The organism is Ornithinimicrobium kibberense (assembly GCF_006519705.1).
Classification (GTDB): domain Bacteria; phylum Actinomycetota; class Actinomycetes; order Actinomycetales; family Dermatophilaceae; genus Ornithinicoccus; species Ornithinicoccus kibberensis.
Genome location: NZ_VFXM01000001.1, coordinates 117,767 through 137,334 on the forward strand (window position 1 = coordinate 117,767; position 19,568 = coordinate 137,334).

At 74.7% G+C, this 19,568-nt stretch carries 24 protein-coding genes and 1 tRNA gene; 11 read left to right on the forward strand and 14 right to left on the reverse strand.

Annotated elements, in window-relative coordinates:
- Nucleotides 1-30 precede the first annotated feature (30 nt).
- Nucleotides 31-2,340, forward strand: a complete 2,310-nt coding sequence (locus FJR00_RS00555; protein WP_141337003.1) for a DEAD/DEAH box helicase — start codon at nt 31-33, stop codon at nt 2,338-2,340.
- A gap of 179 nt (nt 2,341-2,519) precedes the next feature.
- Nucleotides 2,520-2,939 carry a LapA family protein gene (locus FJR00_RS16090; protein ID WP_075958079.1) on the forward strand — a complete coding sequence of 140 codons (420 nt, stop codon included), beginning with the start codon at nt 2,520-2,522 and terminating at the stop codon, nt 2,937-2,939.
- Here FJR00_RS16090 and FJR00_RS16095 read toward each other — a convergent pair.
- From FJR00_RS16095 to FJR00_RS00590, 7 genes are all read right to left on the reverse strand, one after another.
- On the reverse strand, nt 2,889-3,329 hold the full coding sequence (locus FJR00_RS16095) for an Rv3654c family TadE-like protein (protein WP_238330218.1): 441 nt from the start codon (nt 3,327-3,329) through the stop codon (nt 2,889-2,891). The two genes, FJR00_RS16090 and FJR00_RS16095, sit on opposite strands and share 51 nt — an antisense overlap.
- Nucleotides 3,326-3,655, reverse strand: a complete 330-nt coding sequence (locus FJR00_RS00565) for a TadE family type IV pilus minor pilin (protein WP_075958080.1) — start codon at nt 3,653-3,655, stop codon at nt 3,326-3,328. The genes FJR00_RS16095 and FJR00_RS00565 overlap by 4 nt, the downstream gene beginning before the upstream one ends.
- Before the next feature lie 32 nt (nt 3,656-3,687).
- Entirely contained in the window at nt 3,688-3,891 is a 204-nt protein-coding gene (locus FJR00_RS00570; RefSeq protein WP_075958081.1) for a DUF4244 domain-containing protein, read from the reverse strand.
- 72 nt (nt 3,892-3,963) lie between these two features.
- Nucleotides 3,964-4,554, reverse strand: coding sequence for a type II secretion system F family protein (locus FJR00_RS00575; RefSeq protein WP_075958082.1), 591 nt, complete (start codon nt 4,552-4,554; stop codon nt 3,964-3,966).
- Nucleotides 4,551-5,345, reverse strand: coding sequence for a type II secretion system F family protein (locus tag FJR00_RS00580; protein WP_141337004.1), 795 nt, complete (start codon nt 5,343-5,345; stop codon nt 4,551-4,553). Before FJR00_RS00580 ends, FJR00_RS00575 begins: the two co-directional genes overlap by 4 nt.
- Nucleotides 5,342-6,391, reverse strand: a complete 1,050-nt coding sequence (locus FJR00_RS00585; protein WP_141337005.1) for a TadA family conjugal transfer-associated ATPase — start codon at nt 6,389-6,391, stop codon at nt 5,342-5,344. The genes FJR00_RS00580 and FJR00_RS00585 overlap by 4 nt, the downstream gene beginning before the upstream one ends.
- 272 nt (nt 6,392-6,663) lie before the next feature.
- Entirely contained in the window at nt 6,664-7,530 is an 867-nt protein-coding gene (locus FJR00_RS00590) for a Fic family protein (protein ID WP_141337006.1), read from the reverse strand.
- A 331-nt stretch (nt 7,531-7,861) separates the two neighbouring features.
- Here FJR00_RS00590 and FJR00_RS00595 point away from each other — a divergent pair, with 331 nt between their 5' ends.
- Nucleotides 7,862-8,356 carry a phage holin family protein gene (locus tag FJR00_RS00595; RefSeq protein WP_141337007.1) on the forward strand — a complete coding sequence of 165 codons (495 nt, stop codon included), beginning with the start codon at nt 7,862-7,864 and terminating at the stop codon, nt 8,354-8,356.
- 72 nt (nt 8,357-8,428) lie between these two features.
- On the opposite strand, the gene FJR00_RS00600 is transcribed toward FJR00_RS00595, so the two are convergent.
- Together FJR00_RS00600 and nth are read right to left on the reverse strand one after the other, a co-directional pair.
- Complete coding sequence (locus FJR00_RS00600; RefSeq protein WP_075958086.1) at nt 8,429-9,085, reverse strand: NUDIX hydrolase; 657 nt, start codon at nt 9,083-9,085, stop codon at nt 8,429-8,431.
- Nucleotides 9,082-9,759: an endonuclease III gene (nth, locus tag FJR00_RS00605; protein ID WP_141337143.1), complete on the reverse strand. Its 678-nt coding sequence runs from the start codon at nt 9,757-9,759 to the stop codon at nt 9,082-9,084. The genes FJR00_RS00600 and nth overlap by 4 nt, the downstream gene beginning before the upstream one ends.
- Before the next feature lie 151 nt (nt 9,760-9,910).
- Here nth and FJR00_RS00610 point away from each other — a divergent pair, with 151 nt between their 5' ends.
- Nucleotides 9,911-10,588: a Crp/Fnr family transcriptional regulator gene (locus FJR00_RS00610; protein WP_075958087.1), complete on the forward strand. Its 678-nt coding sequence runs from the start codon at nt 9,911-9,913 to the stop codon at nt 10,586-10,588.
- Between the two features lie 22 nt (nt 10,589-10,610).
- On the opposite strand, the gene FJR00_RS00615 is transcribed toward FJR00_RS00610, so the two are convergent.
- From FJR00_RS00615 to FJR00_RS00630, 4 genes are read right to left on the reverse strand one after another with little or no spacing between them, the layout of a single operon-like run.
- Entirely contained in the window at nt 10,611-11,438 is an 828-nt protein-coding gene (locus tag FJR00_RS00615) for an MBL fold metallo-hydrolase (protein WP_075958190.1), read from the reverse strand.
- A complete protein-coding gene (locus tag FJR00_RS00620; protein WP_202876558.1) occupies nt 11,435-12,361 on the reverse strand; it encodes an NUDIX hydrolase in 927 nt (308 codons plus the stop codon). The genes FJR00_RS00615 and FJR00_RS00620 overlap by 4 nt, the downstream gene beginning before the upstream one ends.
- 7 nt (nt 12,362-12,368) lie before the next feature.
- On the reverse strand, nt 12,369-12,842 hold the full coding sequence (locus FJR00_RS00625) for a RidA family protein (protein ID WP_141337008.1): 474 nt from the start codon (nt 12,840-12,842) through the stop codon (nt 12,369-12,371).
- A gap of 11 nt (nt 12,843-12,853) precedes the next feature.
- Nucleotides 12,854-13,015, reverse strand: a complete 162-nt coding sequence (locus FJR00_RS00630) for a Sp36 family protein (RefSeq protein ID WP_202817464.1) — start codon at nt 13,013-13,015, stop codon at nt 12,854-12,856.
- An 89-nt stretch (nt 13,016-13,104) separates the two neighbouring features.
- Between FJR00_RS00630 and FJR00_RS00635 the strand changes: the two genes are divergently transcribed.
- Nucleotides 13,105-13,881 (forward strand): alpha/beta hydrolase family protein, encoded by a 777-nt coding sequence (locus FJR00_RS00635; protein WP_181409426.1) that lies wholly within the window; start codon nt 13,105-13,107, stop codon nt 13,879-13,881.
- 46 nt (nt 13,882-13,927) lie between these two features.
- Nucleotides 13,928-16,579, forward strand: a complete 2,652-nt coding sequence (locus tag FJR00_RS00640; protein ID WP_141337010.1) for a transglycosylase domain-containing protein — start codon at nt 13,928-13,930, stop codon at nt 16,577-16,579.
- A gap of 77 nt (nt 16,580-16,656) precedes the next feature.
- Here FJR00_RS00640 and FJR00_RS00645 read toward each other — a convergent pair whose 3' ends face one another.
- A complete protein-coding gene (locus tag FJR00_RS00645) occupies nt 16,657-17,118 on the reverse strand; it encodes a GatB/YqeY domain-containing protein (RefSeq protein ID WP_141337011.1) in 462 nt (153 codons plus the stop codon).
- Nucleotides 17,119-17,193: 75 nt separating this feature from the next.
- Here FJR00_RS00645 and FJR00_RS00650 point away from each other — a divergent pair, with 75 nt between their 5' ends.
- From FJR00_RS00650 to FJR00_RS00670, 5 genes are all read left to right on the forward strand, one after another.
- Complete coding sequence (locus FJR00_RS00650) at nt 17,194-18,180, forward strand: metallophosphoesterase (RefSeq protein WP_141337012.1); 987 nt, start codon at nt 17,194-17,196, stop codon at nt 18,178-18,180.
- A 99-nt stretch (nt 18,181-18,279) separates the two neighbouring features.
- Nucleotides 18,280-18,356 (forward strand) — tRNA-Pro (locus FJR00_RS00655).
- Nucleotides 18,357-18,537: 181 nt separating this feature from the next.
- Nucleotides 18,538-18,846, forward strand: a complete 309-nt coding sequence (locus FJR00_RS00660; protein ID WP_141337013.1) for a hypothetical protein — start codon at nt 18,538-18,540, stop codon at nt 18,844-18,846.
- Nucleotides 18,847-18,970: 124 nt separating this feature from the next.
- The gene (locus FJR00_RS00665) at nt 18,971-19,177 is read left to right on the forward strand and encodes an antitoxin MazE-like protein (RefSeq protein ID WP_141337014.1); all 207 of its coding nucleotides are present in this window, start codon (nt 18,971-18,973) and stop codon (nt 19,175-19,177) included.
- Nucleotides 19,174-19,500: a type II toxin-antitoxin system PemK/MazF family toxin gene (locus tag FJR00_RS00670; protein ID WP_097187942.1), complete on the forward strand. Its 327-nt coding sequence runs from the start codon at nt 19,174-19,176 to the stop codon at nt 19,498-19,500. Before FJR00_RS00665 ends, FJR00_RS00670 begins: the two co-directional genes overlap by 4 nt.
- Nucleotides 19,501-19,568: the final 68 nt, after the last annotated feature.

The window sequence follows — 19,568 nt, forward strand, 5'->3', positions numbered from 1 at the left end:
TCAGGCGGTCGACGTACCGTGGGCGGCCTCATGGACCAGCCGTTCGACCCCCACGCCGTCCTGGCCCACCTGGCCCGTGGGCCCCGGGCCGGCCGGCTCGTGCACGCCCGCACGCTCCCGGCCCGGGAGGGGCGCACCGTGGCGTGGCCGTCGTGGGTGGCGCCGCCGGTCACCGCGGCCGTCCAGGGGTCCGGCATCGGCGACCTGTGGGAGCACCAGGCGACGGTCGCCGAGCTCGCCCGGGCCGGGCAGCACGTCGTGGTCGCCACCGGGACCGCGTCCGGCAAGTCGCTGGGCTACCTGCTGCCCGTGCTCACGGCCCTGGTCGAGGGGGCGGAGGCGGCGAGCGGACGGGGGGCCACGGCGCTCTACCTGGCACCGACCAAGGCCCTCGGCGCCGACCAGGCCGCCCGGCTCCACGGCCTCGCCGTGCCGGGGGTCCGGGTGGCCACCCTCGACGGGGACACCCCGCCGGAGGAGCGGCGGTGGGTCCGGGAGCACGCGCACTACGTGCTGACCAACCCCGACCTGCTCCACCACACGCTGCTGCCGGGGCACGAGCGGTGGCGGGCCTTCCTGCGGTCGCTGCGCTACGTCGTCGTCGACGAGTGCCACGTCTACCGCGGGGTGTTCGGCGCGCACGTGTCGGCCGTGCTGCGCCGCCTGCTGCGCGTGGCCGCCCGCTACGGCGCGTCGCCGACGCTGGTGATGGCCTCGGCCACGGTCGCCGAGCCGCAGGACCTGGCCCGGGCGCTCACGGGGCAGGAGGTCCGGGCCGTCACCGAGGACTCCTCTCCGCGCGAGGAGACGGTGCTGGCCCTGTGGCAGCCCCCCGAGGGGGAGGACGGCCGGCGGCGCAGCACCCTGGCCGAGACCGCCGGGCTGCTGGCCGACCTGGTCGACGTGGGCGTGCAGACGGTCGCCTTCGCCCGTTCCCGGAGGGGGGTCGAGACCGTGGCCGCCCGGGCACGGGAGGAGCTGCAGGACCGGGGCGGGGGCGGGCCGGGCCTGGTCGCGGCCTACCGGGGCGGTTACCTGCCCGAGGAGCGCCGGGCGCTGGAGGCGGACCTGCGGGGGCGCCGGGTCCTCGGCCTGGCCGCCACCAGCGCGCTGGAGCTGGGGATCGACGTGGCCGGTCTGGACGCGGTCGTCATGGCGGGCTGGCCGGGGACGCGGGCCTCGTTCTGGCAGCAGGCCGGGCGCGCCGGTCGCCGGGGGTCGCCGTCGCTCGCCGTGATGGTGGCGGCCGACGACCCGCTGGACACCTACCTGCTGGGCCACCCCGAGCTCGTGGTCGACACGCCCGTCGAGGCGTGCGTCCTCGACCCGCAGAACCCCTACGTGCTGGCTTCGCACCTGGCCGCCGCGGCGGCCGAGCTACCGCTCACCCGCGACGACACGCGATGGTTCGGCCCCTCCGTCGCGGAGCTGGCCGAGCAGCTCGTGGCAGCGGGGGTGCTGCGACGGCGACCGACGGGGTGGTACTGGGCACGGCCGGACCGGCCGGGTGACCACCTGCAGCTGCGCGACGCGGGCCAGCCGGTCCAGATCGTCGACAGGGCGACGGGGCGGGTGCTGGGCACCGTGGACGAGGACCGTGCCCTGACGACCGTGCACGCGGGCGCGGTCTACGTGCACCAGGGTGGTGCGCACGTGGTGACCGACCTGGACCTGGAGTCCGGGGTGGCCCTCGTCGTGGCCGGCGACCCGGGCTGGACGACCCGCGCCCGGACGGAGGGCGACTTCCGGCTCCGCGGGGTCCACGAGGTGCAGGCCTGGGGAGCCGCCACGGTCTGTACGGGCACCGTGGAGGTGAGCCACCGGGTCGTCTCCTTCCAGCGGGTGCTGCCCGACGGGACGGTGCTGGGCACCCACCCTCTCGACCTTCCGGAACGGTCGATGGTCACGCAGGCCGTCTGGTGGACCCTGCCCGAGGACGAGCTCGCCCTCGCCGGCCTGACCCAGGACCAGGTGCCCGGGGCGCTGCACGCCGCCGAGCACGCCAGCATCGGCATGCTGCCGCTCCTGGCGACCTGCGACCGTCGGGACGTCGGCGGGCTGTCCACCGCCCACCACCCGGACACGGGGCGACCTACCGTCATGGTCTACGACGGCCGGCCGGGCGGCGCCGGGTTCGCCCGCCGCGGGTACGCCGAGATGGCCACCTGGATCACCGCCACCCACGACCTCGTCGCGGGCTGCCGGTGCACGAGCGGGTGTCCCGCCTGCGTCCAGTCGCCGCAGTGCGGCAGCGGCAACGACCCCCTCGACCGGGCGGGCGCCGCCGCGGCCCTGTCCCACCTGCTGTCGGAGCGGACCGTCGCCGTCCCCGCCGGCTGACGGTCCCCTGGTCGCCCCGGGGACCGTCCGGGCGGACCGCGCAGGCCCCTTGCGCGGTCGCCCTGACCGCGGGCTCCGGCGGGCGCGGTCGCCGGGCGCGAGCCGGTCCGATAGCCTCGACAGGCACCCGACGACCGGCGCCCAGGGCCGGCGCCGACCCGTCCCGGAAAGGCCATTCGATGATCATCATCGGTCTGCTGCTCATCCTGCTCGCCGCCGCGGTCGTCGCCTACATGCTCCTGGCGACCGCCGGGACCGCCGCGGTGAGCATCGACTACGGCATCCTCAACCTCGAGATGCCACCGCTCTGGCTCTACCTGGCCGGGCTGGCGACCCTGGCGGTCGCCGCGCTCGGCTTCTGGATGGTCGGGGCCGGTGCACGTGCCAAGACCCGGCGCGCGCGGGAGGTCCGCGAGCTGCGCAAGCAGGCCAAGGAGGCCGACCGGCGGGCCGTGCGCACCGGTGACGCGTCCACGCTGGACCGCCCGACGGCCTCCGGCTCGACCGGCGCCCCGGCCCGCGGCACCCACTCCGGCCCGGGCAGCACCTCAGGGTCCACCGGGTCCCAGGACCGCAGCCGGCTCGACCTGGACCGCTGACGGTCCGGGGACCGCACCAGCGGCCGCGCGCCGGGTGACGGTCCAGCGACCCCCGGCCGTGGTCCGCACGACCACCTCGGCCCGCGGCCGGCCGGCGTCGCCCAGGGTCGTCCGGCACCGCACCAGGTCGGCCCCGTTGCGCAGCGCCACGTCCCGGGCGACCTTGCAGGCCGGCTCCTGCGAGGCTCCGGTCGACGACTCCGCCACCGCGGCCAGCGCGGCCAGGTCGGCCGCCGTGCGTGCCCGTTGCCCGGCGACCGCGACGGCGGCGACCATGGCTCCCGCCAGCAGCAGGGTGGCCAGCACCGAGACGAGCCCGACGGCCAGGACCGTGCCGGACCCCCGGTCCCGGTGGACCAGCCGCAGGTCCTTCCCGTACCTGCGGCTCACGACCCGGCCCCCGGCTCCCACCGGGCTACGGCCCGGCCACGTGCTGGTGGCAGCAGCCCCAGCCAGGACCCTCGGGCCGGCGCCTCCACGACGGCCTGCACCTCGTCCCCCTGGTCGGTGAGGACCAGGACCGACCCGGCCGGCGTCAGCTGCGCCACGACCTGCTCGACCGTGCCGGTCGCCTCACCGCTGGATGCAGCGCGCGCCGCCGCGCGCGCTGCATCCACGACCCTGACCTGGTCCACGGCCAGGGTCATCGCGGTCAGGCACAGCGCGAGCACCAGCACGACCGCGGGCAGGGCCACGGCCATCTCGGCCGTGGTCATCCCCCTGTCGTGGCCCCGGCGCCCGCGCCGGGTCACAACGACACCGACAGTGCGGTCGTGATGACCGTGGTGACCAGCCCCTCCACGGCGCCCGACTTGACGACGGCCAGCAGGAGCGCGGCGAAGGCGCAGGCGGCGATGGTCCCGACCGCGTACTCCGCCGTCGACATGCCCGACTCCCTCCCGCGTCGCAGCTCCTGCGCCGCCGCGGCCAGGGTGATGGTGCTCTTCCTCATGGTTCCCCTCCTTGGGTGGGTGCGTCCCCGGGTGGGACGCACGTGTGGGTGGTGGTGCGCACGGACGTGCGCCTACCAGGTCAGGTCGCGGGTCAGGGCCAGCACGACGGGGACGACGGTGATGAGGACGAAGGCCGGCAGGTAGGCCAGGCCGAGGGGCAGGACCAGCCGGACACCGAGCCGGGCGGCCCGGACCTCCACGTCGGCCACCGCCTCCCTGCGGAGGTCCGCGGCGGCATCGACCAGGGCCTGCCCCGGAGGCACCCCGGCTGCCTGGGCCAGCCGGAGGGCCCGCGCGCCGACCCGCCAGCAGCCGTGCGCCGCGGACCAGGCCCGGTCGGGGTCCTCTCCCCCGTGGAGCGCTGCCGCGACCACGCCCAGGTCCTCCCCCAGAGGGCCGGGAAGCACCCCGGCGACGGTCCGGACGGCCACCGTCACTGAACCGCCTCCCCGGAGGGCGAGCGCCATCAGCTCCAGGGCCTCGGCGACCAGGACCGGGCTGCGCGCGCCGGGGCGTCCCGGTCCGGTCGCGCCCGGCGCCCCTCGTCCTCGGACCGGCCGGAGGCCGGTGGCGCGGCCGGGCAACCAGGGGGACCGGGCGGGCCAGCACAGCACCGCCACCGCCGCCAGGAACGCCGGCGCCCACGCCCACGCGCCGCTCACAGGACCCTCCGCACCACCGTGGCCACCAGCTGGCCCACGAGCAGGCGGCCGACGACCAGCAGCAGGACACCGGCCCCGGCCGCGGCTGCGGACAGGGGGTGCCGGTAGAGCTCGACCGGCCCGATCCCCAGCAGCCAGGCCAGTCCCACGCCGGCCACGGGCAGGAACGTCAGCACCCGTGCGGTGGCCTGTGCACCGGCGGTGGCCACGTCCACCGACCGGTGGAGCCGCCGACGCTCACGCGCGGCCCGGGCGCTCGTCCGTACCGCCGCCGCCAGGGGTGCCCCGGTGGTTGCGGCGACGGCCCAGGCGCGGGAGGTGGCGTGCAGCGTGGGGCTGCCCGTGCGTCGGGCCGCCCGGGCCCAGACCTGCGGCAGAGGTTGACCGTCCCCCGCCGCCCTGCGCAGCTCGTCCCACGAACGTCCCCGTCCCGGCCCGGTCAGGTCCGCCAGGACCAGCGCGAGGGCGTGCTCGGTGGGCAGACCTGCCTCCAGCGCCGCCGCGAGCCCGTCCAGCACGAGCACCTCCTCGTCGGCAGACCCGTCGCCGTGGCGGCCGGCCAGCGCGGCAGCACGCTCTCGCAGGGCGGCGCGGCGTCCCCGGGCGGCGGTGCCGCAACCTGTCGGGCCCACCGCCGGCGCGTCCCCGTCCGCCGGTGGCGGGGACCCGGTGGCGGTCCGGCGGTCCGGCGTCGCCAGGAGCACCGCCGCGGCCACGAGCAGCATGGCGGCCAGGACGGCCGGGCCGGGCCCTGGGGCCGGGACGTCGACGGCAGGGAGCACGGGGGTCACCCCTGACCGTCCAGGAGGTCCGTCAGCGTCGCCCACCCCGGTCCCTGCTGCCAGCCGTCGGCGGACCGCAGGAGCGCGGGGCGGCTCATGAGCGGCTCCCCCGGCCGTGGCCGCTGGAGCACCCCGACCTGGTCGAGCAGGCGGCGCCCGTCCGCCCGCCGGGCGACGTGGAGGACCACCTCGATGGCGCTGCTCAGCTGGGCGTGGACGGCCTCACGGCTCATCCCGGCCAGTGCGCCGAGGGCCTCCATCCGGACGACGAGGTCCTCGGCGGTGTTGGCGTGCACCGTCCCGCCGCCCCCGTCGTGGCCGGTGTTCAGCGCCCCCAGCAGCTCACGGACCTCGGCGCCCCTGACCTCTCCGACGATGAGCCGGTCGGGTCGCATGCGCAGGCTCTGGCGGACCAGGTCGGTCAGCGTGACCGCGCCACGACCCTCCACGTTGTCGGTCCGTCCCTGCAGGTGGACCACGTGGGGGTGGTCGACCTGCAGCTCCCGGACGTCCTCCACGACGACGATCCGCTCCTCGGCCGGCACGTCCGCCAGCATCGCCGCCAGCATCGTCGTCTTGCCTGAGCCGGTGCCCCCGGTCACCACGAACGACCGCCGGGCCCGGACCACCGCGCGCACCACGGCCAGGCCCCGGTCGTCGAGCGCGCCCCAGGCGTGGAGCTGGTCGAGGTCGGGCGACCGGCGTCGGGCGACCCGCAGGCTCAGGTGGGCCGCCCCGTCGACGAGGGGTGGCAGGAGAGCGTGGAGGCGGATCCCGCCGGGCAGCAACCCGTCCACCCAGGGGCTCGAGTCGTCGAGCCGGCGGCCGGTGAGGCCCGCCAGCCGCACGGCCAGGCGCCGGACGCTGCGGTCGTCCTGGAGCAGGACCGTCGTCCGCTCCAGCCCGTCCCCCCGGTCGACCCAGACCCCGGTGTCGCCGTTGACCAGGACGTCGGTGACGTCGGGGGCGGCCACGAGCGCGGCCAGCGGCCCCAGCGCGGCGGCCACCACGGCGGAGGAGGGGCCGGCCCGGTGCTCGGGAGTCGCTGCATCCATGCGCCCACCCTGGGCCCGTGCCAGGACACGGGACCAGACGCAGGACGGGCCGTGTGGACGACGTCCGCGGCCCGCAGCCGGGTGTGGACCTCGGGACCGCGAAAGGGGGCACGGGAAAGGGGACGGCCCCGGCGGGGGGGATGCCGGGGCCGTCGACGCCCAAGGTCAGGGGGGGATGACCTTGAGCGCCCGCGCTACGACTCTTGCGAGGAGCGCTGTTCCTTCAGTATGCACCTCGGGTCGACCGAGATGCAACTACGCGCCGGGGTGTCTCAGCCCAGGCGTCCGGCCAGGACGGCGTCCGCGATCCGCGTGCCCTCGGCAGCGGCCCGGACGACCGCGTCGGCACTGTGCAGGAGCCACAAGCGCAGACCGTCGGGGCCTCCGGAGACGTAGGCGCCCAGGGCTCCGCGGTAGTCGGTCCCGGCCCGGTCCGCGTGGCCGACCTCGGGGACGGCGACACCGGTGGGATCGAGCCCGCCGACCCTGAGCACCACGCGTTCGAGGGCCCGCGCCACGACGCCGTTGCCCGTGACGAAGGGGCGCACCGCCACGATCTCCGCGTGCGCGACGGCGGCCACGAGCAGGGTCGGGGCACCTCCGTCGACGACCGCGGCGAGCAGGTCGTGGACGGCGGCGAGCCGCTCGCGCAGCTCGTCCGGGCCCGGTGCCGGGCCGAGCTCGGTCCACTCCAGGCACGTCTCCCCGGCGGCCCGGGGACGGCCCACCTGCGCCATGGGGAGCAGTCCGCCGGTGGCCGCGGCGTGCAGCGAGGCGAGGACCTGGGCGGGTGACCTCAGGTGGCTGGCCCCCAGGTGCTCGGTCGCCGCGGTCGCGCGGACGACCCCGGCCACGACCCGGAGGACGGGGTCGTCGGCCCGTTCCTGGCCCTCGAGCCCCCCGCGGACCAGGTCCCGGACCACGGCGGTGCTGAGCGTGGAGCCGGCCGGCTCGGCCCCTTCGAGCATCGCGCTCGCGGTCGCTCCCCGGACGCGCGACTCGGCGGCGGCCTCGGGGATCCGGCGACGCAACGCCTGGTGCCACCGCAGCCGCGTGCAGGCCTCCCGGGCCTCGTCCACCCCGTCCTGGACCCCCGGCAGCTCGGCCAGCTGGTGCAGGGCAGGAAGCAGGTCGGTCACGGGCCCCACTGTAGGTGGGGGGGCACCCGTCCCCTGGCCACGGTGCGCGGCCCCGTCCTGCCCACCCGGCGTCCCCTCCCTCTCCCCTTGCCAAATCGTGACCTGGGAACGCTGGTGGCCGGCCATCCCCTGTGACATCGTGCTCGTATCGACGAGGCGCCAGCCACGGGCTGGCCCACCGGCTGTCACGGGACCGGGGTCGACACGGTGCCTGCCCGGCACGTACAGGGGGTGCTGGGCGGGCACCGTCCTTGCGTCCGCCCCTCTTCCTGCCCCGTCCGCACGTCCACCTGACCTGCATACCCCTCCCGCAGGGGTTAGCATCCAAGCCATGGCCACTCCTGTTGACCCCGCCCAGCAGCCCTACACCGGCACGACCGGGGAGCGCACCATCGGACAGCTCGTCAGCGACGTGTCCACCGACCTCTCGCAGATCATGCGAGGCGAGATCGAGCTGGCGAAGGCCGAGATCAAGCAGGACGTCACCCACGCCGGCAAGGGCGCGGGGATGTTCGCCGGCGCTGGCGTGCTCGCGCTCTACGGCCTGGGCCTGCTCTTCCTCGGCCTCGCCGGGGTGATCGCGATCTGGCTGGGATGGTGGGCCGGCCTGCTCATCATGGCCGGCGTCCTCTTCCTCGTCGCGGGCATCCTGGCGCTCGTCGGCAAGAAGCAGGTTACCCAGGTCAAGGGCAAGCCGCAGAAGGCGATCGACCAGGCCCAGCGCACGGTCGAGACGCTCAAGACGGCCCCCGCCCAGCTGAAGGGCCCGCCCACGACGGGCGGCGCACCCGTGCCCGCCAGCACGCGGACGACCTCCACGGTCTGACCCCCGGACGTCCTCGGTCGCGTCCCGGCCGTCCCGCGCCCCCGCCGTCGTCGCCCGTCCCGTCCCGACGGCTCAGGCGGGCAGGTCCCGCACCCGCCCGGTGTCCCACGGCACGGACATCCCGGCCAGGTCGAGGACGCGGTCGAGGATCCCGGCGGTGAACCCCCAGACCAGCAGCCCCTCCACGTCCCACGCCGGCCCGACGAACCCGCTGGGGTGACGGACCCGGAACCGGCGCGCGGGGTCCACGAGCTCGCCCACGGTCGGCTGGACCACCCGGGCCACCTCCCGCGGGTCCTTGGCCCACAGCGAGGCCGGGTCCGGCGAGCGCCACCAGCCCACCACCGGGGTGACGTCGTAGCCGCTGACGGGGATGTGCAGGGTCGGCAGCTCGGCGAGCACCTCGACCCCGCCCCGGTCGAGGTCGATCTCCTCCCAGGCCTCCCGCAGGGCGGTGTCGGCGGCGTGCAGGTCCCCCTCCTCGGTCGCCCCGCCGGGGAAGGCCGGCTGCCCGGCGTGGCTGCGCATGCTGTGGGCCCGCTCGGTGATGACCACCCGGCTCCCGTCGGCGGCGTCCCCGACCGTGTCGGGGGCGAAGAGGACCAGCACGGCGGAGTGCCGCCGTCCCCCCTCGGGCGGCGGCAGGAACCTGCTGAACCGGTCCCCGCCCAGGTCGGGCACGGACTCCGCGAACGCCCGCAGCCACCCGGGCACCGGGTAGACGCTCACGCGCGGGCCTCGGTCCGCACGAGTGCGGCGGCGGCGTCGGGGTCGGTCTCCCCGGCCCCGTAGGACGGGCAGAGGGTGGCCACGGGGCAGGCTCCGCAGGCCGGCCGGCGGGCGTGGCAGGTGCGCCTGCCGTGGAAGATCAGCACGTGCGACAGGTGGGTCCAGTCCCGCCGCGGGAAGAGGGCGCCGATCGCGTGCTCGACCGCGACGGGGTCCTGCTCGCCGGTCCACCCCAGACGCCGGGCCAGCCTGCCCACGTGGGTGTCGACCGTGATGCCGGGCACGCCGAAGGCGTCGCCCAGGACCACGTTGGCGGTCTTGCGCCCCACGCCGGGAAGGGTGACCAGGTCCTGCAGCCGACGGGGCACGCGGCCGTCGAACCTCTCGACCAGCGCCGAGGCCATCTTCAGCAGGCTGTCGGTCTTGGCCCGGAAGAAGCCCGTGGGCTGGATGATCGTCTCCACCTCGGCGCGGTCCGCCGAGGCGAGGGCCCGGGCGTCGGGGTAGCGGGCGAACAGCGCCGGCGTCACCCCGTTGACCCGACGGTCCGTGGTCTGGGCGGACAGGATCGTGGCCACGAGGAGCTGGAAGGGGTCGCCGAAGTCGAGCTCGCACCGGGCGTCCGGGTAGCGCCCGGCGAGCAGACGGTAGGTGCGGCGCGCCCTCCGGGTCATTGCCAGCGGCGTCTCGCCCGTGGGCGTGGCGGATGGGGTCGTCCCCGCCCCGGCTGCGGGGGTCTCGGCGCTGCTCACGCTCCCAGCGTAGACGTGACGCGCGACACACCCGGTCCCCCGTCCCGACGGCCGGTAGTGGCACTATGTGCACGTGGACCGGCAGATCGTGATGAAGGCGCCCCTGTTCTCGGCCCTCGACGACGAGACCGCGGGACGGCTGGCGAGCTCGATGACCCCGCACCAGCTCGCCCGCGGCGAGGTGGTCTTCCGCGAGGGCGATCCGGGGGACTCGCTCTACGTCGTCATCAGCGGGAAGGTCAAGCTGTCGCGGACCTCGGGCGACGGTCGGGAGAACCTCCTGCAGGTCCTCGGCCCGGGTGAGATGTTCGGCGAGCTGAGCCTGTTCGACCCCGGCCCGCGGCTGTCGACCGCCTACGTGGTCTCCACCGCCGAGTTCATCTCGCTGGGCAACGACGCCCTGCGGCTGTTCCTGGCCGACCACCCCGAGGTCGCCATGCAGATGCTCGCCGGCCTGGCCCACCGGCTGCGCCGGACCAACGAGGGCATCTCCGACCTGGTCTTCACCGACGTGCCGGGCCGGGTGGCCAAGGCGCTCCTCGACCTGGCGGAGCGGTTCGGGCGCCGGACCGAGCACGGCGTCCTGGTGGCCCACGAGCTGACCCAGGAGGAGCTGGCCCAGCTGGTGGGCGCGAGCCGGGAGACGGTCAACAAGGCTCTCGCCGACTTCGCGCACCGGGGGTGGGTCAGCCTCGGCGCCAAGTCGGTCACGCTGCTCGACGTCGACCGGCTGCGTCGCCGCGCCCGCTGAGGCACGGCGACCCGCCGTCGGCTCACAGCATCCCGAGGTAGTCCAGCTGGGCCAGGACCGAGAGCCGGGCCGCCGGCCAGACCGCCCGGGGCACGTCGGCGTAGACCTCGGCCACGACCCGGTCGGCCAGGTCCCGACCGTCCGCCGGCGGCGCCTCCGGCCCACGCAGCCGCTCCACCGCCGCCCGCACCTGCTCCAGCCGTTCGCGCCGGTGCCGCACGTAGAACTCGACGGTCCCGCCCGCGTCGGGCACGACCGGGCCGTGCCCGGGCGCGATGCTGGTCGCGGCCCCGGATCCGGTGAGCCGGGAGAGCCGGTCCAGCGACTCCAGGTATGACGTGAGGTCGCCGTCGGGGTGGGCCACCACCGTGGTGCCCCGGCCCAGCACGGTGTCACCGGTGAGCAGGACCTGCTCCGCCGGCAGGAGGAAGGACAGCGAGTCCGCCGTGTGCCCGGGTGTGGGGACCACGAGCAGCTCCAGCCCACCGACGAGGAGCCGCTCCCCCGCCGCGAGGTCGTCGTGCCCACGGCCCGTGGCGCGCACCGGGGCCCCGGTCAGCTCGGCCCACCGGGGGGCGGACTCGGCGTGGTCCGCGTGCCCGTGGGTCAGCAGGGTCAGGGCCACCCGTCGACCACTCCCGGCGACGTGGTCCAGCACCGCCCGCAGATGGCCCTCGTCCGCCGGGCCCGGGTCGACGACGACCACCTCCGAGGCACCGGGTTCGCCCAGCACCCAGGTGTTGGTCCCCTCCAGCGTCATCGGCGAGGGGTTGGGGCACAGCACGCAGTGGGCCCGCCGCCCCCACGCCCCGCCGGTCCAGCCGGGGTCGGCCGGCGCCCCCGGTCTCACGGGGCCGTCCCGGCCGGTAGCCCGTTGCCGTCGGCGTCGACCGGGCACCGCATCCACAGGCGGCCGTCGCGCTCGACCGGCCAGGGCTGCACGGGCCGGACCGTGGCGGGCCGGTCGAGCCAGGCGTCCAGGTCGGTCACCTCGCGCAGGTGCTCCAGCATGACCTGGGTCGGGGGCAGCAGCAGCTCCCGCCCCTGCTCGTGGGCGCGGAGCACCTCGGCCGGGCGGACCCAGGCGGCGTGCTCGGCCTCCGAGCTGTCGCCGTCGGCGTGCTGCCCCCGGGGCATCCGGGCGGCGAAGAACCGGGTGTCGTAGCGGCGCGGCTCGCACGCCGGGGTGACCCAGTGGGCGCGCAGGGCCATCAGGTCCGTGCGTAGGACCAGCCCCCGCCGGGAGAGCAGCTCGCCGAAGCTCTGGGTCCGGTCGAGCAGCGCTCGCCGTTCCGCCTGCCAGGAGGGCCCGGCCACGTCCGCCACGACCTCCGCCGCCGACCGGCCGGCCAGCAGCACCCCGCACTCCTCGAAGACCTCCCGCGCGGCCGCGGTCACCAGCTCGCGGGCCAGCGGCTCCTCGACCCCGAGCAGCTCGGCCCAGCGACGGGGCGAGGGACCGGCCCAGGGGACACCGGGGTCGGCGTCCCTCGGGTCGACGCCACCCCCGGGGAACGCGACCATCCCGGGCGCGAAGGCCATCGTCCCCACGCGCCTCAGCACGAAGACCTCCACGCCCGTCGCCGCCGGGGACTCCCGGAGCAGCATGACGGTGGCGGACGGCCGGGCGGGGGCCACCACGCGCGAGTCCGGCCCGGCCCTGAGCCAGTCGCGCGCGTGGCCCTCGACCAGGGACGGCACGGGCAGGTCGCGGTGGGGCCCCGGCCCGGCCCCGTCCGTCACGGGCAGGGGGCCCTGGTCAACGTCCGGCACCCGCGGCTCACTCGCGGACGGCGACCGTGATCTCGACCTCGACCGGGGTGTCCATGGGGAGGGTGGCCACGCCGACCGCCGACCGGGCGTGCACCCCGGCGTCGCCGAAGGCGGCACCGATGAGCTCGGAGGCCCCGTTGACGACCTTGGGCTGACCGGTGAACGAGGGGTCGCTGGCCACGAAGCCGACGACCTTGACGACGCGGACGACGCGGTCCAGGTCACCCACCACGGACTTCACCGCGGCGATGGCGTTGAGGGCGCACAGGCCTGCGAGCCGGGCGGCCTCCTGCGGGTCGACCAGGCCCTCCCCCTCGCCGACCTTGCCGATCGTGGGCAGGGCACCGTCCACGAACGGCAGCTGGCCCGAGGTGTAGACGAGGTCCCCGTGCTGGACCGCGGGGACGTAGGCGGCGACCGGTGCGGCCACCTCCGGGACGGCGTGGCCCAGGTCGGCCAGGCGCTGCTCGACGGTGCTCATGGTGTGTCCTCTCAGCCCTTGGGGCGCTTCAGGTAGGCGACCAGGTTGGCGCCGTCCGGTCCGGGCACGACCTGGACCAGCTCCCAGCCGTCCTCGCCCCACTGGTCGAGGATCTGCTTGGTCGCGTGGATGAGGAGGGGGACGGTGGCGTACTCCCACTGCTGGATGCTCATGGCCTCGACACTACAAGCCGGCACCGCCCACCGGCACCCCACCGGTCCGCGTGGTAGGACTGGCCGATGGCTCCAGCAGGCTGGCGACGGTGAGCGGACGAGACGTGCTCCACCGGTGGGCGCCGCCGGGCCAGGAACGTCGCTACGGCCCGGCGGAGCACCAGGTCTACGAGCTCTTCGGGGCGACAGGGGGCCACCTGGAGCAGCCGCCGGCCCTGGTGGTGCTCCTGCACGGAGGGTTCTGGCGGGCGGAGTGGGACCGGGCGCACCTGCGGCCCCTCGCGCACGCCCTCGCCGACCGGGGGTATGCCGTCGCGCTCCCCGAGTACGTGCGCACCGGGATGCCCGGCGGCGGCTGGCCGGGGACGCTCGAGGACGTCGCCGCCGGGCTCGCCGCCGTCCGGTCGGGGGCCTCCCCGGACGTGCCGGTCGTCCTCGTCGGCCACTCGGCCGGAGGGCACCTGGCCGTGTGGCTGCTCCACCAGGAGGTCGCCGCGGGCGCGGCGGGCGCCGTCAGCCTGGCCGGCGTGCTCGACCTGGGGCTGGCCGCCCAGCTGGAGCTGGACGGCGGGGCCGTGCAGGACCTTCTCGGCGGGGGTCCTGGCGACGTCCCCGACCGCTTCGCGGCGACCGACCCCACGAGGCTGGGGCGCACCCCATACCCCGTGGTGGTGGTGCACGGCGGGGCCGACGCCCAGGTGCCCCCCGAGCTGTCCCGGAGGTGGTGGGCCGCCGCCGGGACACCGGGGAGGGACGAGCTCGTCGAGCTGCCCGGGGTGGACCACTTCGCCCTCGTCGACCCCCGGGCCTCCACGTTCGGGGTGACGACCGAGGCGCTGGAAGGGCTCGTCGGCACCGTTTCCTGAGCGCGGCTCCTCGGGGATTTCCAGGATCCTCCCGTACCGTGGTGGGATGCGCTCAGCTCTGTCCGCCGCGAAGGTGACCTCGCTGCTGGGGATCTTCCTGGCCGTGTCCGTCCTCATGGGCGTCATCGCCGCAGGCCTGGCGGCCCCCGTCGTCGGCGCCGCCGGCCTGGCGGCCCGCGAGGGCGTCGGCATGTTCGACCGCCTGCCCGGCGACCTCGAGCAGAACCCGCTCGCCCAGCAGTCCCGCATCCTGGCCGCCGACGGCTCGGTGCTGGCGACGCCGGCGAAGCAGAACCGGATCATCGTCGAGAGCGACGAGATCTCCCAGCACATGAAGGACGCGCAGGTCGCCATCGAGGACGAGCGCTTCTACGACCACGGAGGCATGGACGTCGAGGCGCTGGCCCGGGCGGTCGTGTCGAACGCGACGACCGACAACACCCAGGGCGGGTCGACGCTGACCCAGCAGTACATCAAGATGGCGCTGCAGGCGGAGGCCATCAAGGAGCAGGACGCCGAGGCCCTGCAGCAGCTGAACTCCCGGTCCGGGATGGACGGGTACATCCGCAAGCTGCGCGAGCTGAAGTACGCCGTGACCCTCGAGGAGCGCCTGACCAAGGACGAGATCCTCGTCGGCTACCTCAACCTGGCCTTCTACGGCGACAACGTGTACGGCGTGGAGGCCGCGGCCCGGCACTACTTCGACGTCCAGGCCAAGGACCTGTCCATCGCCCAGGCGGCCACCCTGGCCGGCATCGTGCGCGCCCCCACGTCGACCAACCCGGTGGCCAACCCCGAGCTGGCGACGGCCCGCCGCAACACCGTCCTGGACAAGATGCTCGACCAGGAGATGATCACCGAGGAGGAGTGGGAGGCCGCGCGCGAGAGCGAGATCGAGCTCACGCTGACCGACAGCCAGCGTTCCTGCATCAACTCGCCCAACCCCTACTTCTGCGACTACGTCACCGCCTGGCTGCTGCAGCAGCCCGCGCTGGGCGCCACCCAGGACGAGCGCTTCGAGCGCCTCACGACCGGTGGGCTGACCATCACCACGACCCTGGACCGGGACCTGTCGGACAACCTTGGGGAGATCCTGCGCGAGGCCACCCCCGAGAACGACTACAACGTCGCCTCCGCCGCCACCATCGTCGAGCCGGGCACGGGGCACGTCCTCGCGTTCGACCAGTCCAGCGAGTACTCCTTCGACGAGTCCGGGGACAAGGTCACCAGCACCTCGGTGAACTGGAACGTCGACACCGAGTACGGCGGTCCCGGCGGGATGGAGATCGGGTCGGTCGCCAAGACCTACACCGTCGTGGAGGCGCTGGAGAAGGGCATCCCGGTCGAGACCACCCTGGAGATCGAGGAACCGGGACTGGCCGACGAGAACGGCGTCTGGCTGGACAACCCGGACGACCCCCAGACCCCCGAGGGGCAGACCCACCCGGTGGGCGTCTTCGAGAGGGAGGACTTCCAGGAGGGGTGCACGATCGGCGAGGACTACTGGACCGTGCGCAACGCCCTCGACGAGAACCACGACGAGGAGATGGAGCTGCGCAAGGCGGTCGGCCTGTCGATCAACACCGCCTTCGCCACCCTCGCCTCCCAGGTCGGCACCTGCGACATCGTGGACACGATGTCCGAGCTGGGGATGCACGCGGCCACCGGCGAGGAGTGGAGCCCCTTCCCCCCGGCGATCGTGCTGGGGTCCGACTACGCCTCCCCCATGACCGTGGCCACCTCCTACGCGGCCCTGGCCGCCGGCGGCGTCTACTGCGAGCCGCTGCCCGTCACCAAGATCGTGGACACCAACGGCGAGGAGATCCCGCTGGAGACCCCGGAGTGCGAACGGGTCGTGGACGAGGAGGTCGCCCTCGGCACCGTCGAGCTGCTCAAGGAGGTCGTGCAGATGACCGGTTCCGGCTGGACCGCCATCCTCGACGGGGAACGTCCGGCTGCGGGCAAGACGGGCACGAACAACAACTCCAGCCACACCTTCTTCGCCGGGTTCACCCCGCAGCTGTCGACCGCGGTCTTCGTCGGGGTCCCCACGGGCGCGGCCCTCGGCGACGAGCGCGTCGACATGCAGATCGGCGACCGCTTCATCGAGGGGCCGCTGTTCGGGTCCTCGCTGGCGGGACCGACCTGGAAGCGGATCATGGACATGGCTCACGCCGACCTGCCGGTCGAGGACTGGGAGGAGCCCTCCGACGAGATCCTCAACGGCAAGCGGGTGACCATCCCGGACGTCATCGGCATGGACGAGGAGGAGGCCCGCGAGGCGCTCCGTGAGGAGGGCCTGACCGCCTCGGTCCAGGACGTGGGGTCCAGCCGGCCCGAGGGCACGGTCGTCTACACCACGCCCGGGGTGGGGTCCTCGATCCGGACCACGACCTCGGTGGTGCTGCACGTCTCGAGCGGTTTCGCCCCGCAGCCGCAGCCGCAGCCGGCCCAGCCGGCCCCCGCCCAGCAGCCGGCCGCACCGCCCCCGCCGAACCAGCCGGCACCGCCGGAGCCCGAGCCGGAGCCCGAGCCGGAGCCCGAGCCCGAGCCCACCGAGGAGGCCGAGCCCCCGCCCCCGGAGGAGGACACCGAGCCGGCCCCGGCGCCGGCGCCCGCTCCGCCGCCCGAGGACGGGGAGGAGCCGCCCGGCGGGGGCCCGGGTGGTGACGGCCCACCTGGGCAGGACGACGGCTGACGCCGCGCCGGACCGACGACGAAGGCCCCCGGACCTCCGGGGGCCTTCGTCACGCCGCGGCCAACGGCCCGGACGGGTCAGCCGGCGAGCGCTGACCTGACCGCCGCCGCCACCCGGCCCCCCTCCGCCCGCCCCGCGACCCGCGGCTGGACGACCTTCATCACCTGGCCCATCGCCGCCGGCCCGCTGACCCCGAGCTCGGCGACCGCCCGCTGTGCGATCTCGGCCAGCTCCTCGTCGTCGAGCTGCTCTGGGAGGTACCCCTCGAGCACCGCCAGCTCGGCCTCCTCGCGGTCGGCGAGCTCGGGCCGGCCGGCCTCGGCGAACGCCTGGGCCGCCTCCCGACGCTTCTTGGCCTCCTTGGCCACGACGCGCAGCAGCTCCTCCTCCGAGAGCTCCCGGTGCGAGGTCCCCGCGACCTCCTCGGTGGTCACGGCGGTCAGCACCATCCGCAGCGTGCCCGCCCGTACCTTGTCCTGGGCCCGCATCGCCTCGGTGAGGTCGTGGTGGAGGGTGGCCTTGAGTCCGCGCTCGGTCATGACGGCAGTCTCTCACCCACGCCCGACGGCCCGCCGTCCTCCGCCGCCCCGGGACGCACCTGCGAGGATCGGCCCATGGACCGACGGGTATGGGGTGCGCTGGGCACGGGTGCAGGTCTGGCCGCCGCTGGGGCCGCCTACGCGACCTGGGTGGAGCCGCGCTGGTTCGCCCTGCGCCGGGTGGAGGTGCCGTGCCTGCCGTCCAGGGCGACCTCCGTGCGCGTGCTCCACCTCTCCGACCTGCACCTCGTGCCCCGCCAGCGCATCAAGCGCGCCTGGGTGCGGCGTCTGGCCGACCTGCGGCCAGACCTGGTCGTCGACACCGGTGACAACCTGGCGGCGCGGGACGCCGTGCCCGCGCTGGTCGACACCCTCGACGGGTTGCTGGACGTCCCGGGCGTCTTCGTGCTGGGCAGCAACGACTACTTCGCCCCCGGTCTGAAGAACCCGTTGCGCTACCTCGACGACAGCCACGACCGGCCGGTGCGCACCGGAGCGGCGACCCCGGGGCAGCACGGCCCCGGACCGGCGGATCCCACCGACCGGGGCCGGCTGCCCACCGAGGAGCTCCTGGAGGCGCTGACAGGCCGGGGCTGGGTCGACCTGACCAACGCCCGTGCCCGCCTGGAGGTCGCCGGGCTGAGGCTGGAGCTGGTGGGGGTCGACGACCCGCACCTGGAGTACGACGACTACTGCGTCGTGGCCGGGCCGGCCGCGGACGACGTCGACCTGACGATCGGGGTGACGCACGCCCCCTACCGACGGGTCCTCGATGCGATGAGCAGGGACGGTGCCGGGCTGCTGATCGCCGGACACACCCACGGCGGGCAGCTGCAGGTGCCCGGGTACGGGGCCCTGGTGACCAACTGCGACCTGGACACCGCACGGGCCTCGGGACTCTCGCGGTGGTGGCCGGGGGCCGGGTCCACGCCGTCCACCGAGGCACCCGACGACGCGGCGTGGCTGCACGTCTCCGCCGGGCTCGGCGGCAACCCCTACACCCCATTCCGGTTCTCCTGCCGTCCGGAGGCCACCCTCCTGACGCTCGTCCCGGCACGGTGAGAGAGCCTGGATCCCGCACCTGGGTCCGCGGGTTGGGAGCACACCCGACGGTGGGTTAGCATTGTCGACGCTGTCCGACGACCCTCGCGTCGCCGGCCACGGGGTGTGGCGCAGCTTGGTAGCGCGCTTCGTTCGGGACGAAGAGGTCGCAGGTTCAAATCCTGTCACCCCGACCATGACACAAAAGGGCCGTTGACCTGCAGAAACGCGGGGTCAACGGCCCTTCTGATTTCGCGGTCGTGCCTTGAACGTGCCTGGAGATTTGGTCCCGCCAGGCAGCTCTGGGGCCCCCGGACCCCGGTGGCGGGCCGCGCCAGAAGCACGTCGACCCTCGCCGGCCGACAGACGCTGAGGCGCGTGACCGCCGGCCCACGCCGTGAGAGCCCCTCGACCCACGCAGACCCGCTGAGCGTCAGCACGCTCATCGGTAAGGACCTTGTCGATGCGGCCTGCCTGGCAGATCTGGCGAAGTCTGATGCGATGACCGTCCAGGACATCTTGCACGAGGCGCGAGCCGGGCTCAGCGACGGGGGAACGGTCCGGCTTTCGGTGGATGAAGAAGGCGATTCCCGATACGTATCTATTGGGGATGATTTGGCCCAGTCAGATGGTGCCTCCTGCTATTTCATCCACGAACTGTCCTCCGCATCACCCAGCCGCCAGTGAGGTCGACGCCGCCACTCTGTAAATGCCGCTGGTCGCTCGGCTGTCGAGGTTTGGGACCCGAGTCTTCGGGCGCTGGGACGTAGCCTCCTTCCGCTGTACCTTCGTTACATGTAACGTGGTTGGCATGACGGTGAAGCATCGAGTCAGCGAGTACCGGCGCAGGATGCGCGCACGCGGCCTTCGACCCGTGCAGATCTGGGTGCCGGACGTGCGTAGCGAGCGTTTTGCGCAGGAGGCCGAACGCCAGGCGGACCTGGTCGCGAGGGCGGACGAGCAGTCCGATGACCAGGAGTTCGTCGAAGCCGTCACCGCCCGCTGGGACGAGGAGTGAGGCGCGGCGAGCTGTGGACCGTCGCCGGGGGTGTCTACGCCTCCAAGCCGAGACCCGCACTGATCGTGCAGGACGACCTCTTCGAGGGCACTGCCTCGGTGACCGTGGCGCCCCTGACGACGACGCTGGTCGATGCCCCTCTGCTTCGCGTACGCGTCGCCGCCGATGATCTCACCGGTCTGCAGCACGACAGCCAGGTCATGATCGACAAGGTCACCACAGTCCGCCGTCAGAACGTCGGTACGCGCGTTGGCCGCCTGGCGCCCGAAAGTCTCGTGGAGGTCGAACGCGCCCTCATGGCTTTCCTCGGCCTGGCTAGGTAGTGGATGAGCGACCACTGCGGACATCCGCATTTGCCGCTGCGGTGTCGCTCCTGTACACGGCCTGCTAA

Bases quoted from the DNA above. Each gene is read 5' to 3' on its own strand.
- FJR00_RS00585 (WP_141337005.1), bottom strand. From the start codon at position 6,391: ATGGATGCAGCGACTCCCGAGCACCGGGCCGGCCCCTCCTCCGCCGTG.
- FJR00_RS00645 (WP_141337011.1), bottom strand. From the start codon at position 17,118: ATGACCGAGCGCGGACTCAAGGCCACCCTCCACCACGACCTCACCGAG.
- FJR00_RS00625 (WP_141337008.1), bottom strand. From the start codon at position 12,842: ATGAGCACCGTCGAGCAGCGCCTGGCCGACCTGGGCCACGCCGTCCCG.
- FJR00_RS00565 (WP_075958080.1), bottom strand. From the start codon at position 3,655: ATGACCACGGCCGAGATGGCCGTGGCCCTGCCCGCGGTCGTGCTGGTG.
- FJR00_RS00640 (WP_141337010.1), top strand. From the start codon at position 13,928: ATGCGCTCAGCTCTGTCCGCCGCGAAGGTGACCTCGCTGCTGGGGATC.
- FJR00_RS00630 (WP_202817464.1), bottom strand. From the start codon at position 13,015: ATGAGCATCCAGCAGTGGGAGTACGCCACCGTCCCCCTCCTCATCCAC.
- FJR00_RS00665 (WP_141337014.1), top strand. From the start codon at position 18,971: ATGACGGTGAAGCATCGAGTCAGCGAGTACCGGCGCAGGATGCGCGCA.
- FJR00_RS00650 (WP_141337012.1), top strand. From the start codon at position 17,194: ATGGACCGACGGGTATGGGGTGCGCTGGGCACGGGTGCAGGTCTGGCC.
- FJR00_RS00570 (WP_075958081.1), bottom strand. From the start codon at position 3,891: ATGAGGAAGAGCACCATCACCCTGGCCGCGGCGGCGCAGGAGCTGCGA.
- FJR00_RS16090 (WP_075958079.1), top strand. From the start codon at position 2,520: ATGATCATCATCGGTCTGCTGCTCATCCTGCTCGCCGCCGCGGTCGTC.
- nth (WP_141337143.1), bottom strand. From the start codon at position 9,759: ATGACCCGGAGGGCGCGCCGCACCTACCGTCTGCTCGCCGGGCGCTAC.
- FJR00_RS00595 (WP_141337007.1), top strand. From the start codon at position 7,862: ATGGCCACTCCTGTTGACCCCGCCCAGCAGCCCTACACCGGCACGACC.
- FJR00_RS00555 (WP_141337003.1), top strand. From the start codon at position 31: ATGGACCAGCCGTTCGACCCCCACGCCGTCCTGGCCCACCTGGCCCGT.